Origin of the sequence: Aeromonas sp. s3 (assembly GCF_040907805.1) — a bacterium.
Classification (GTDB): domain Bacteria; phylum Pseudomonadota; class Gammaproteobacteria; order Enterobacterales; family Aeromonadaceae; genus Aeromonas; species Aeromonas dhakensis.
Window position 1 is genome coordinate 301,271 of record NZ_JBFOCQ010000028.1, and the last position, 12,137, is coordinate 313,407.

Here is a 12,137-nt window from a genome sequence, read left to right on the forward strand (position 1 = left end):
AAGCGGCACAATATTTGTCATAACTGACCGGTATTGTGCCGCTTCGTCATGTTCAGGCCGGGGGATGTCCATGTTGTCCATCCCGCTGCGTTTCTCTGGCCGACATGGGCGAGGCCCTATCCGTCCTGTGCCAATGTGTGAATCACAAGGAGTCCATGATGATCGATTTTTATACCGCCGCCACGCCCAACGGCTTCAAGGTGGCGATTGCCCTTGAAGAGCTGGGCTTGCCCTACCGTGTCATTGCGCTCGACCTGTCGGCGCTGGATCAGAAGAAACCCGAGTTTCTGGCCATCAACCCCAACGGCCGCATTCCAGCCATCGTCGATCGGGACAACGGGGACTTCGCGGTGTTCGAGTCGGGTGCGATTCTTCTCTATCTGTCCGAGAAGGCAGGCAAGCTGCTGCCGGCGGATCCCAAGCGCCGCTCCCAGGCCATTCAGTGGCTGATGTTCCAGATGGGTGGGGTCGGGCCCATGATGGGGCAGGCCAACGTCTTCTATCGCTACTTCCCGGAGAAGATCCCGGCCGCCATCGAACGCTATCAGAAGGAGGGACGCCGCCTGTTCGAGGTGCTCGACAGCCATCTGGCCCAGCACGAGTATCTGGCCGACGAGTACAGCATCGCCGACATTGCTACCTGGCCCTGGGTGCGTATCTATGACTGGAGCGGTATCTCCATCGAGGGGCTGCCCCATCTGCAGGCCTGGATGGACCGGATGGCTGACAAGCCGGCCTGCCAGAAGGGGATCACCATACCGCCGCGCAACGAGAAGCCGGAAGATCTGGTCAAGCAGGCCCAGCAGATGGTAACGCGTTGATTTTTATCGTTGACGGGGCCTAAAACCCCGTCACATTAGAAAAACTAAGGAAAGCTGATTATAAAGATTCGTTCGTTTTTCGTGATCTGAATCACTAAGATGACGGCAAGCCATGGGAGTGTCCTGCTCCCGGCCGGTGCGGGTTCTCCGCCTTGAGTTTTCACCTTTGATTGACCCTGTTTGTTGGATCCCCTCTGCGGTTTTCTGCCAGAGGCGGGCAGCTTTTCGATGATTTTTCGGGACTGAGATATGTATCGGCACAGTTTTTATCCGCTGTTTTTTCTGACCATTCTGATGGTCGCTGTGGGCCAGATGACCCAGACCCTCTACGTGCCCTCCATTCCCATGATGGCGGGGGACTTCAACGTGGCCTCCGGCCAGCTGCAGGCGGTGATGGCTTGCTACCTGATCCCGTACGGCCTCTCCCAGTTTGTCTACGGCCCCTTGTCGGATCGCATCGGGCGTCGTCCCATCATCATCATCGGCATGATGGTGTTCCTGGTGGGTACCCTGACCATCCAGCTGATCCCGAGTTTCATGGCGCTGCTGGCGGGCAGCTTCATCCAGGGGCTGGGGACCGGGGCCGGCGGCGCCATGAGCCGCACCCTGATGCGCGACCGCTACACCGGCGCCGAGCTCAACCGGGCCAACAGCCTGGTCAGCATGGGGGTGATCTTCTCCCCGCTGCTGGCCCCCGTGCTGGGTGGCTGGCTGACCGAGTTGTTCAACTGGCGTGCGGGCTACTGGTTCCTGTTCGGCTTTGGCGCCGTGGCGACCCTGGCCATACTGGCCTGGTTCGTCGAAACCTTGCCAGAGGAGGCCCGTCAGCAGCCGCTGCGAGTAGGTGCCGCCTATCGCCACGTGCTCGGCAACCCGCGTTTTCAGGGCAACCTGCTCTGCCTGATGGCGACCTTCGCCGGTCTGGCGGTGTTTGAAGCGGCCGCCGGCGTGCTGCTGGGCGACGTGCTCAAGCTGAGTGCCCGTACCGTCAGCGTGCTGTTCGTGCTGCCGCTGCCCGGCTATCTGTTCGGTGCCTGGCTCTCCGCCAAGCTGAGTTTTCGCCTGAGCCAGGGCAAGCTGATGCGCCTTGGCATCGCCTTCCTGGCGCTGGGGTCACTCATCATCCTGCTGCCCGGTCTGTTCGGGATAGTGAGTGCCGCTTCCCTGGTGGGTGGGGCTGCCGTTTACTTCATCGGTAGCGGCATCCTCTATCCGACTGCCACCTCCTGCGCCATCGAGCCCTTCCCGGGCCAGGCGGGCACCGCCGGTGCCATCCTCGGTGGCATGCAGAACCTGGGGGCCGGCATCGTGACCCTGCTGGCGGCCTGCTTCCCGATGGAGGGGCAGGTGACCCTGGGCGCCATCATGACACTGATGGTGCTGATCGTGGCGCTGAGCTTCCTCTGGTTGCGTCACCACGGTTCGCCCCACGAGCAGATGGCCGTGTGAGCCTAATGATGTGAAAAGACCCGCCCGAGTTGGCGGGTTTTTTATGGGCCGCCGCTGGGGGCTGATATGCCGGGTGACGGAAGCGGGGGAGGGGACTGCCGCGCAGACAAAGAAAAAGCCCGTCACGCTGGTGACGGGCTTTTTGCTGTTGGTACCCCGGAGATGCCGTTGCCGGTTTGGGCCCTTGAACCGTCGGTTCAAGGCGGGGATCGGATCTGACCGCAGGCTTCTCGGTCGTGCCGAGCATGCGCAATAGCCAGAAGGCAGATCCCCTGTTTGGTATGAATATCGGCTCGGGGACTTGAACCGGCTGACAAACACCCCAGGGAATTTCAAAAACGTTGCGAGTTAGGGTTGCACGCCTTCGTCGCTGGATTCGCCATATTGTCCGTGCTCGATCAAGGCCGCTTCGATGGTGCGTTGCAGCATCTTGATCCGCTTGTCCATGGTCTCAGAGTATTGGTGATTCTTGTCTTTTTCAAGACAGAGCTCATGGCAGAAATTGAGTGCTGCCATCACCGCCAGCTGTTCATTGCTGGAGACCTTGGAGCGTTGACGCAGCTCGATGAGTTTATCAGTCAGCTGGTCGGCGGCCTGGCGCAGGGCATCCTGCTGTCCCAGGGGACAGGATACCTTGTAGGGACGTCCCAAAATGACGATTTCTACGGCCTCTGTGCTCATGCCTTCCTCAATACGGCGGAGTGTCATTCCGCCTTTATCCACGTGGACAACTGGGCGGGACTATATAGCGCAGATGCAGAAGTTTCAAGGCCTTGCTGGCTCTGGAAGGGGGAGAATGCTAGGATCCTGACCATTAATTCTGCATATTTGCCTGAACTTTGAGCGGATCTTCGATGAGCAAAACGAACCCCCTGAAATACGCGGCCGTGGCCGACCTGATGGAACAGCACGAGCTGATGGCAACGGCTGTAGAGGCCCATGGCGTGATCTGCGGTCTGGTGTGCGGTGGTGTGGCTCTGGACGACAAGAGCTGGCTGCCCCATTTCAACGATCTGGTCAACGACGGTTTCGGTCTGCCGGCCCCGGTGCGCCAGGTGATGACCGACCTCTATCATGAGGTCATCGAGAGCCTGATGGCCCAGAAAGGGGTCGAGCTGCTGTTGCCAAGCGACGAAGCGCCCCTCGACGAGCGCATCGATTCGCTGGTGGACTGGTCCCAGGCCTTTCTGGCCGGTTTCGGTGTGGTGCAGCAGGAGCTCTCCAAGGCCTCCGAAGAGCTGCAGGAGATGATCCAGGACATCGCCAGCATCACCCAGGTCTCCGCCGAGTTCGATCAGGAAGATGAAGAGAACGAAGCCTCCTTCCTGGTGCTCTACGAGCACGTGCGCCTCGGGGTCATGATGGCGTTCGAGGAGTTTGGCAAGCGGCCGGATGCCCCGAGCACCCCGCCGACCCTGCACTGAGTCGAGCAAGTTCGAAAAAGAGCGCCTGGTGGCGCTCTTTTTACATCTGGATGTTGCCCGCGCCGGCCGGCCGTGATGAGGCAAGTAACGACAGGGACTGCGCTTTTTTGCCCGTGGCTTCGCATCCCGACCCCACGCTTTGTGTTAGCATGACCCCACGTTTTCAGCTTTTCCCCTGATCTCATGTCTCAATCTGATCTGAACCACGTCGATGTGGCCATCGTCGGTGGTGGAATGAGCGGCGCCGTGCTGGCGCTCTCCCTCGCGGCCCTGCCAGGGCCCAAGCCCCTGCGGATCCTGCTGCTGGAGGCGAGCGCCCCCGAGCTCAATGCACACCCCGGCTTCGATGCCCGCGCCATCGCGCTCTCCGCCGGCACCTGCGAGGCGCTGGCCCGGCACGGGCTCTGGCCCCGTTTTGCCCCCCATTGCAGCTCCATCACCCGCATTCATGTGTCGGATCGGGGCCACTTCGGCCAGGCCGGATTGACGGCTGCCGAGTATGGCCTGTCTGCCCTCGGCCAGGTGATCGAGCTGTCGGCGGCGGGCATCGAGTTGCAACAGGCGATTGCTGCCTGCCCGCAGATCCGCATGCTGTGCCCGGCTCAGCTCGAACGGGTGGAGCCGCTGACAGAGGGGGTGAACTTGACCTTGGCCAGTGGCGAGCGTTATCAGACCCGTCTGCTGGTGGCGGCCGATGGCGGCAACTCCTTCGTGCGTCAGCAGTGCAAGCTGGCGGTGAGCCGTCACGACTACGGCCAGAGCGCCATCATCGCCACCGTCAAGACGGCCGAGGATCCGGCCGGCCAGGCATTCGAGCGTTTTACCCAAGGGGGGCCGCTGGCGCTGCTGCCGATGCAGGGGGGGCTCTCCTCCCTGGTCTGGAGCGTGGCGCGGGATGAGGCGCCGGCCTTGATGGCGCTCGATGACGCCGCCTTTCTGGCCCGCCTGCAGCAGGCCTTCGGCTGGCGCCTCGGTCGCTTCCTGCAAACCGGCCAGCGCCACGTCTATCCGCTGGTGCTGACGGTGGCTGACTACCCGCTGGCCCAGCGCACCGTGCTGGTGGGCAATGCCGCCCATCTGCTGCACCCCATCGCCGGCCAGGGCTTCAACCTTGGCATGCGCGATCTGGACCTGCTCACCCGCGCCGTCAGTCAGGCCCTGGCGGCGGGGGAGGATATCGGCAGCTTCAAGGTGCTAAACGGTTACTGGCAGCAGCGCAAGGGGGATCAGGCGCAGACGGTCTGGCTTACCTCCTCGCTGGCCCAGCTCTTCTCCAATGATCACGACCCGCTGGTGGCGGGCCGCAACCTGGCGCTCTCCCTGATGGGGCGGCTGGCTTGCCTCAAGGCGCCGCTGGCCTCCCGCACCCTGGGCTTTGTTGCCGACCTGTGCCGCCCCTGAGGCGGGTCACAGCTTGCGTATTGAAGGGGTCTGCCTGCGGGCGTGCCCTCGCTGATCCCGGCGATCAGCCCTGAAAGGATATAAAACGATGCAGATGCAAAACGTGGATGTGGTGATTGTGGGAGGTGGCATGGTGGGCCTGGGGCTCGCCGCCGCGCTCAAGGGGAGTGCGCTCAAGGTGGCCGTGGTTGAGGGCCAGTTGCCGGCCCCCGCGCTTGACGAGGCGCCGGACAACCGGGTCAGCGCCCTGAGTCTGGCCAGCCAGCGCATCCTGCAGCAGGTGGGGGCCTGGCGCGGCATTGAGGCCCGCCGCCTGCAGCCCTACGTGCAGATGGAGGTGTGGGAGCAGGACAGCTTTGGCCGGATTGCCTTCGATGCCGCCAGCCTGCGTCAGCCCGAGCTCGGCCACATCGCCGAGAACCGGGTCATCCAGCTGGCGCTGCTGGACGCTATCGAGGGGGCCAACAACATCCAGCTGCTGAGCCCAGCCCGGGCGAGCAGCCTGCAAAGCGGCGAGGCGGGCTCCCTGCTGCTGCTGGAAGATGGCCGCGCGCTGTCGGCCAAACTGGTGGTGGCGGCCGATGGCGCCCACTCCTGGGTGCGCCGACAGGCCGACATTCCGCTCACCAGCTGGGATTACGGCCACCATGCCCTGGTGGCGACGGTGCGTTGTGCCGAGCCCCACGAAGCGGTGGCGCGTCAGATCTTCACCCCCGAGGGGCCGCTCGCCTTCCTGCCCCTGTGGCAACCGGATCTCTGCTCCATCGTCTGGTCGCTGCCGGCCGCTCGTGCCGAGGCACTCTGTCAGTGCGACGACGAGCAGTTCAACCGCCAGCTCACCACCGCGTTCGACGGCCGCCTCGGCCTGTGCCAGGTGGAAGGGGCGCGCAGCGCCATCCCGCTCACCGCCCGCTATGCCCGCGACTTTGCCCGCGAGCGGCTGGTGCTGGTAGGGGATGCCGCCCACACCATACACCCGCTGGCGGGGCAGGGGGTCAACCTGGGGCTGCTGGACGCCGCTGCCCTGGCCGAGCAGATCCTGCGCAATCAGGCGGCGGGCAAGGATATCGGTCTGCTCGCCAACCTGCGCGGCTACGAGCGCTGGCGCAAGAGCGAGGCGGCCAGCATGCTGGCGGCGATGGAGGGGCTCAAGCGGCTGTTTGCCGGTGCCAACCCGCTCAAGAAGCTGGTGCGCGGGGCGGGCCTGTGCGCCTTCGACCTGTTGACGCCGCTCAAGCAAAGCGTGATCCGGGCCGCCATGGGGTTAGAGGGTGAGTTACCGGCCTTGGCCAAGGGGAACAATTTGCCGACCCGGCCGAAGTAAGAGGGTGATCCGGGCCGCCATGGGGCTGGAGGGAGAGCTGCCCGCGCTGGCAAAGGGTGAAAAAATCTAATAATACTCGGGTGTTTTCACAACAAAACTAATGTGAGGAGGCTGATGACCCGGTTTGGGCATCAGCCTTTAATCTGGGCTGGCGGCGAAACGTTTTTCTCCAAATTGTGACGAAACGGTAAAAATCGAAATTTAATATCGTCATTACCGAGCTTGGTCTGTTTTTATCACTGTTTTTACCTTAGTGTCTGGAGTCTGTTGACTGGCGGTGGATTAGTTTTTTTTGAGCGGCATGCGCGTCCGCTTGGCATATAATCCGCTGCGTTCAAGGAATCACTCCGGCCTTGCGGGCCGGAACGAGCACAGACTCAGGCACTCTCTGCTCTTGCTGCGACCCCGGTGAACCGCCGGAGGGCGGCCGGGCGGGGCGGATCGTGAGTGTTGTCGCGAACGCTTAAGGAAACACAGCGATGATCCAGACTACAGTACTGCATCCCAAGCACCTGGAAGCCGGCGCCAAGATGGTGGACTTTCACGGTTGGGAAATGCCCATCAACTACGGCTCACAGCTGGAAGAGCACCATCAGGTGCGCACCGATGCCGGCATGTTCGACGTCTCCCACATGACCATCGTCGATTTGACCGGCGAGCGGGTCAAAGCCTTCCTGCAACACCTGCTGGCCAACGACGTGGCCAAGCTCACCCTCTTTGGCAAGGCCCTCTACAGCGGCATGCTGACTCCGGAAGGCGGCGTCATCGACGACCTCATCACCTATTACCTTGGCGAGACCTTCTACCGCCTGGTGGTCAACTCCGCCACCCGCGAGAAGGATCTGGCCTGGATCCGCCACCATGCCCAGGACTTCGGGGTGACCGTGACCGAGCGCCCAGAGCTCGCCATGATCGCGGTGCAGGGGCCCAACGCCAAGGCCAAGGCGGCCAAGGTGTTCAGCGCCGAGCAAAATGCTGCCGTGGAAGGCATGAAGCCCTTCTTCGGTGTGCAGGCCGGCGAGCTCTTCATCGCCACCACCGGCTATACCGGTGAAGACGGCTACGAGATCGTGGTGCCGCAAGAGCAGGCGTGCGATCTGTGGCAGGCGCTGCTGGACAACGGCGTGGCCCCTTGCGGCCTGGGTGCCCGTGACACCCTGCGCCTCGAGGCCGGCATGAACCTCTACGGCCAGGACATGGACGAAACCGTCTCTCCGCTGGCCGCCAACATGGCCTGGACCATCGCCTGGGAACCGAGCGATCGCCAGTTCATCGGCCGCGCCGCGCTGGAAGCCCAGAAAGCCGCCGGCAGCCAGCCCAAGCTGGTGGGCCTGGTGATGGAAGAGAAGGGCGTGCTGCGCAGCGGCATGCCGGTCACCTTCACCACCGCCGGTGGAGAAGAGCGGGAAGGTGTGATCACCTCCGGCTCTTTCTCGCCCACTCTGGGCTACAGTATTGCCCTGGCGCGGGTGCCCCGTGATATCGGCGAGCAGGCCTCGGTGGAGATCCGCAAGAAGCTGGTCACCGTGAAAGTGACCAAGCCGGCTTTCGTGCGCAACGGCCAGAAGCTGGTGTAACGACCCCATTGCGGCGAAGGGGCTGCCCTTCGCCAGACCCCCTTGCCCCGGCAACGCCTGTCGAACCCGCCGGGGACAAGTGATCCAAGTGAATAAAGGAAGCACAAATGAGCCATATCCCGAGCGAACTGAAATATGCCACCTCCCACGAGTGGATCCGTGTCGAAGCCAACGGCGAGGCCGTGGTCGGTATCACCGAGCACGCCCAGGAGCTGCTGGGTGACATGGTGTTCGTCGATCTGCCGGAAGTGGGCAAGCAGGTCGGTGCCGGTGATGACTGCGCCGTGGCCGAGTCGGTCAAGGCCGCCTCTGACATCTACAGCCCGGTGAGCGGCGAGATCCTGGCCGTCAACGAAGAGCTGGAAGGCAGCCCCGAGCTGGTCAACTCCGACCCCTACGGTGCCGGCTGGCTGTTCCGCATCAAGCTGGATGACGCGGGCGAGCTCGCCAACCTGCTGGATGCAGAAGGCTACCAGAACGTGGTGGACGAAGAGTAATGCCCCCGGGCCCTGCCAATCGCGCAGGGCCCGTTTGTATGCATGCCCGTCGGCCAGGAGGCCGGCCGGTGAGGGTGAAGTCGTCCGTCCCGGTTTGCCCACGGCAAACCGGGCGGCCACAAGACGACCCCCTGTCGCTATGAGCGACACCCGGTGCCGGCAGGGGCCACCCTGCCACCCGAACATGAGTGAAGCCGGCCGAGGCCGGCTGTCAGGCACTTAGTTATCAGGACTTTTTATCAGGAATAGGGAAATGACCCAGTCACTGTTTGAACTCGAGCAAAAAACCGATTTCATCCGCCGTCACATCGGGCCGGGTGAGGAAGATCTGCGAGCCCTGCTGGCCGTGGTGGGCGCCGAGAGCCTGGACGATCTGATTGAGCAGACGGTCCCGGCCGCCATTCGCCGGCCGGGCCCGCTCGGCATCGGTGCTTCCATGACCGAAGTGGAAGCGCTGGCCAAGCTCAAGGGCTATGCCGCCCAGAACAAGGTGGCCAAGAGCTACATCGGCATGGGCTATCACGACACCCACGTGCCCCACGTCATCCTGCGCAACGTGCTGGAAAATCCGGGCTGGTACACCGCCTACACCCCGTACCAGCCCGAGCTGGCACAGGGTCGTCTCGAAGCCCTGCTCAACTTCCAGCAGCTGACCCTGGACCTGACCGGCATGGATCTGGCCAGTGCCTCCCTGCTGGATGAGGCGACCGCCGCCGCCGAGGCGATGGCGCTGGCCAAGCGGATGGCCAAGTCCAAATCCCACCTCTTCTTCGTGGCCGACGACGTGCACCCTCAGGTGATCGACGTGGTCAAGGAGCGGGCTGTCCACTTCGGTTTTGACGTGGCAGTCGGCCCGGCCGAGCAGGCCTGCGCCGAAGAGGTGTTCGGTGCCCTGTTCCAGTACCCCACCACCACGGGGGAAGTGAAAGATCTGCGAGCACTTATCGCCGCGGTACAGGCCCAGAAAGGGCTGGCCTGCGTCAGCGCCGACATCTTGTCGCTCCTGCTGCTCAAATCCCCGGGCGAGCTGGGAGCCGACGTGGTGCTGGGCTCGGCCCAGCGCTTCGGCGTGCCCATGGGCTACGGTGGCCCCCATGCCGCCTTCTTCGCCACCCGCGATGCCTACAAACGCTCCATGCCGGGTCGCATCATCGGCGTCTCCAAGGATGCCCGCGGCAAGGCCGCCCTGCGCATGGCGATGCAGACCCGCGAGCAACACATCCGCCGCGAGAAGGCCAACTCCAACATCTGTACCGCCCAGGTGCTGCTGGCCAACATGGCGAGCTTCTACGCCGTCTACCACGGCCCGGTGGGGCTGAAAACCATCGCCTCCCGCGTGCACCGTCTGACCACCATTCTGGCGCTCGGTCTGAAGGCCAAGGGCGTGGCTCTCAAGCATGCCAGCTGGTTCGATACCCTGACCGTACAGACCGCCGAGAAGGCTGCGCTGATCGCCAAGGCCGAGGGGCTCGGCATCAACCTGCGCGCGGATCTGGATGGTGCGGTTGGTGTCTCCCTCTCCGAGACCACCACCCGTGACGATGTAGCCGAGCTGTTTGAACTGTTCCTGGGCACAGGCCACGGCCTGGACATCGAGGCCCTCGACAAGGCAGCCCAGGCCCATCATGCCATCCCGCAGGATCTGCTGCGTACCGACGCCGTGCTGACCCACGAGGTGTTCAACAAGTACCACTCCGAGACCGAGATGCTGCGTTACATCCACCGTCTCGAAGCCAAAGATCTGGCGCTCAACTACGCCATGATTTCGCTCGGCTCTTGCACCATGAAGCTCAACGCCACCGCCGAGATGATCCCGGTGACCTGGCCCGAGTTCGGCAAGCTGCACCCGTTCGCCCCGCTCGAGCAGGCCAGGGGTTACCAGCTGCTGCTGGCAGACCTTGAAGACTGGTTGGTGAAAGTGACCGGCTACGATGCGGTCTGCATGCAGCCCAACTCCGGTGCCCAGGGCGAATACGCCGGCCTGCTCGCCATCAAGAAGTACCACGAGTCTCGCGGCGAGGGGCATCGCGACATCTGCCTCATTCCGGCTTCTGCCCACGGGACCAACCCGGCGTCTGCCCAGATGGCGGGCCTCAAGGTGATCGTCACCGCCTGTGACAAGGCCGGCAACGTGGATCTTGATGACCTGCGCGCCAAGGCGGCCGAGGCGGGGGAGAAGCTTAGCTGTCTGATGGTGACCTACCCCTCCACCCACGGGGTGTACGAGGAGACCATCAAGGAGGTGTGCGACATCGTCCACCAGTACGGTGGTCAGGTCTATCTGGACGGCGCCAACATGAACGCGCAGGTGGGCCTCACTGCGCCTGGTTTTATCGGGGCGGATGTTTCCCACCTCAACCTGCACAAGACCTTCGCCATTCCTCATGGCGGTGGCGGCCCGGGCATGGGCCCCATCGGCGTGAAGAAACACCTGGCGCCGTTCGTGGCTGGTCACGCCGTGGTCAAGACCGACAAGGAGAGCCGCAACAACGGCGCCGTGTCGGCGGCACCGTTCGGCTCGGCCAGCATCCTGCCCATCAGCTGGATGTACATCGCCATGCTGGGGGACGAGGGGCTGAAGAAATCCACTCAGGTGGCCATCCTCAACGCCAACTACCTGGCCAAGAAGCTGGGTGAATCCTTCCCCGTGCTCTACTCCGGGCGCAACGGTCGGGTGGCTCACGAGTGCATCCTGGATATCCGCCCGCTCAAAGAAGCGTCCGGCATCAGCGAGATGGATGTGGCCAAGCGGTTGATGGACTACGGCTTCCACGCGCCGACCATGAGCTTCCCGGTAGCGGGCACCCTGATGGTCGAGCCGACCGAGTCGGAGTCCAAGCGAGAGCTGGACCGCTTCGTGGAGGCGATGACCGCCATTCGTGCCGAGATCGCCAAGGTGCAGGACGGCCACTGGAGCCTCGCCGACAACCCGCTGGTGCATGCCCCCCATACCCAGGATGACGTGATGGACGGTGAGTGGAATCGTGGCTACAGCCGCGCCGAGGCGGTGTTCCCGTCGGACGCCGTGCGCGCCGCCAAGCTGTGGCCGTCGGTCAACCGCATCGACGATGTCTACGGCGATCGCAACTTGTTCTGCTCCTGCATCCCGACCGAGGACTACGCCAAGTAAGCGCAGGTGCTGATCACGGCCATTTAAGTTGGAAACCGTGACATTGAAGTTGGAAACCGACCATTCAAGTTGGAAACTCAAAGGCCCTGCAACAGCAGGGCCTTTTTATTATTCCGTGGACTGAGAGTCATTAAATTATAAAAATGATCGCATTTTGATCTTTCAGCCGTGTTGGGGAAGGTGCGAACAAGTCTCTGGTGTGAGACTATCAGTCTCACTTGGTATCAGGGATGAGGTTCAGCATGGTCCAACAGTTTACTTTCGCGGATAGCAAGTTCAATGGTAAACGCCGCAAAACCCGCAAAGAGACATTCCTAGCCCGCATGGACGCTTTGCTCCCATGGGCCAGAATGCTCAGTGTCATTGAACCGGTCTACCCGAAAGCTGACAACGGCAGCCGTTCCTATCCACTCGACACCATGCTGCGAATTCACTACATGCAGCAGTGGAATAACCATCTGCGATGGCGCCATGGAATATGAGCTCTACGAGATTACTTCTCTGTGCGGTAGAT

The 12,137-nt window shown here is 62.7% G+C and carries 9 protein-coding genes, 1 other RNA gene and 1 pseudogene; 9 read left to right on the top strand and 2 right to left on the bottom strand.

Annotated features, from left to right (window positions below; translation table 11 throughout):
• Positions 1–158: 158 nt before the first annotated feature.
• Positions 159–821 (top strand): glutathione S-transferase family protein, encoded by a 663-nt coding sequence (locus AB5Y98_RS16460; RefSeq protein WP_368232320.1) that lies wholly within the window; start codon positions 159–161, stop codon positions 819–821.
• A gap of 249 nt (positions 822–1,070) precedes the next feature.
• Complete coding sequence (gene emrD, locus AB5Y98_RS16465; RefSeq protein ID WP_005299692.1) at positions 1,071–2,270, top strand: multidrug efflux MFS transporter EmrD; 1,200 nt, start codon at positions 1,071–1,073, stop codon at positions 2,268–2,270.
• Between the two features lie 149 nt (positions 2,271–2,419).
• Here emrD and ssrS read toward each other — a convergent pair.
• Together ssrS and zapA are read right to left on the bottom strand one after the other, a co-directional pair.
• Positions 2,420–2,602: non-coding RNA, 6S RNA (gene ssrS, locus AB5Y98_RS16470), on the bottom strand.
• 16 nt (positions 2,603–2,618) lie between these two features.
• Positions 2,619–2,951 carry a cell division protein ZapA gene (gene zapA, locus AB5Y98_RS16475; RefSeq protein WP_005299694.1) on the bottom strand — a complete coding sequence of 111 codons (333 nt, stop codon included), beginning with the start codon at positions 2,949–2,951 and terminating at the stop codon, positions 2,619–2,621.
• A 173-nt stretch (positions 2,952–3,124) separates the two neighbouring features.
• Here zapA and AB5Y98_RS16480 point away from each other — a divergent pair, with 173 nt between their 5' ends.
• The 7 genes and pseudogenes from AB5Y98_RS16480 to AB5Y98_RS16510 all read left to right on the top strand — a co-directional run.
• Positions 3,125–3,694 (top strand): UPF0149 family protein, encoded by a 570-nt coding sequence (locus AB5Y98_RS16480; RefSeq protein WP_005299696.1) that lies wholly within the window; start codon positions 3,125–3,127, stop codon positions 3,692–3,694.
• A gap of 183 nt (positions 3,695–3,877) precedes the next feature.
• A complete protein-coding gene (ubiH, locus tag AB5Y98_RS16485; RefSeq protein ID WP_368232291.1) occupies positions 3,878–5,095 on the top strand; it encodes a 2-octaprenyl-6-methoxyphenyl hydroxylase in 1,218 nt (405 codons plus the stop codon).
• Between the two features lie 88 nt (positions 5,096–5,183).
• Positions 5,184–6,419, top strand: coding sequence for an FAD-dependent 2-octaprenylphenol hydroxylase (locus AB5Y98_RS16490; RefSeq protein WP_025201845.1), 1,236 nt, complete (start codon positions 5,184–5,186; stop codon positions 6,417–6,419).
• 479 nt (positions 6,420–6,898) lie between these two features.
• The gene (gene gcvT / locus AB5Y98_RS16495; RefSeq protein WP_017786684.1) at positions 6,899–7,996 is read left to right on the top strand and encodes a glycine cleavage system aminomethyltransferase GcvT; all 1,098 of its coding nucleotides are present in this window, start codon (positions 6,899–6,901) and stop codon (positions 7,994–7,996) included.
• A 107-nt stretch (positions 7,997–8,103) separates the two neighbouring features.
• Positions 8,104–8,493, top strand: a complete 390-nt coding sequence (gene gcvH / locus AB5Y98_RS16500) for a glycine cleavage system protein GcvH (protein WP_010634317.1) — start codon at positions 8,104–8,106, stop codon at positions 8,491–8,493.
• Positions 8,494–8,746: 253 nt separating this feature from the next.
• The gene (gcvP, locus tag AB5Y98_RS16505) at positions 8,747–11,623 is read left to right on the top strand and encodes an aminomethyl-transferring glycine dehydrogenase (RefSeq protein WP_368232292.1); all 2,877 of its coding nucleotides are present in this window, start codon (positions 8,747–8,749) and stop codon (positions 11,621–11,623) included.
• A 242-nt stretch (positions 11,624–11,865) separates the two neighbouring features.
• Positions 11,866–12,127: pseudogene (locus tag AB5Y98_RS16510) on the top strand (transposase); the annotation flags it as partial.
• Between the last annotated feature and the right edge of the window lie 10 nt (positions 12,128–12,137).

Excerpts from the sequence above, each read along its gene's own strand:
- AB5Y98_RS16490 (WP_025201845.1), top strand. The coding sequence starts at position 5,184 with ATGCAGATGCAAAACGTGGATGTGGTGATTGTGGGAGGTGGCATGGTG.
- gcvT (WP_017786684.1), top strand. The coding sequence starts at position 6,899 with ATGATCCAGACTACAGTACTGCATCCCAAGCACCTGGAAGCCGGCGCC.
- emrD (WP_005299692.1), top strand. The coding sequence starts at position 1,071 with ATGTATCGGCACAGTTTTTATCCGCTGTTTTTTCTGACCATTCTGATG.
- zapA (WP_005299694.1), bottom strand. The coding sequence starts at position 2,951 with ATGAGCACAGAGGCCGTAGAAATCGTCATTTTGGGACGTCCCTACAAG.
- AB5Y98_RS16460 (WP_368232320.1), top strand. The coding sequence starts at position 159 with ATGATCGATTTTTATACCGCCGCCACGCCCAACGGCTTCAAGGTGGCG.
- AB5Y98_RS16480 (WP_005299696.1), top strand. The coding sequence starts at position 3,125 with ATGAGCAAAACGAACCCCCTGAAATACGCGGCCGTGGCCGACCTGATG.
- ubiH (WP_368232291.1), top strand. The coding sequence starts at position 3,878 with ATGTCTCAATCTGATCTGAACCACGTCGATGTGGCCATCGTCGGTGGT.
- gcvP (WP_368232292.1), top strand. The coding sequence starts at position 8,747 with ATGACCCAGTCACTGTTTGAACTCGAGCAAAAAACCGATTTCATCCGC.
- gcvH (WP_010634317.1), top strand. The coding sequence starts at position 8,104 with ATGAGCCATATCCCGAGCGAACTGAAATATGCCACCTCCCACGAGTGG.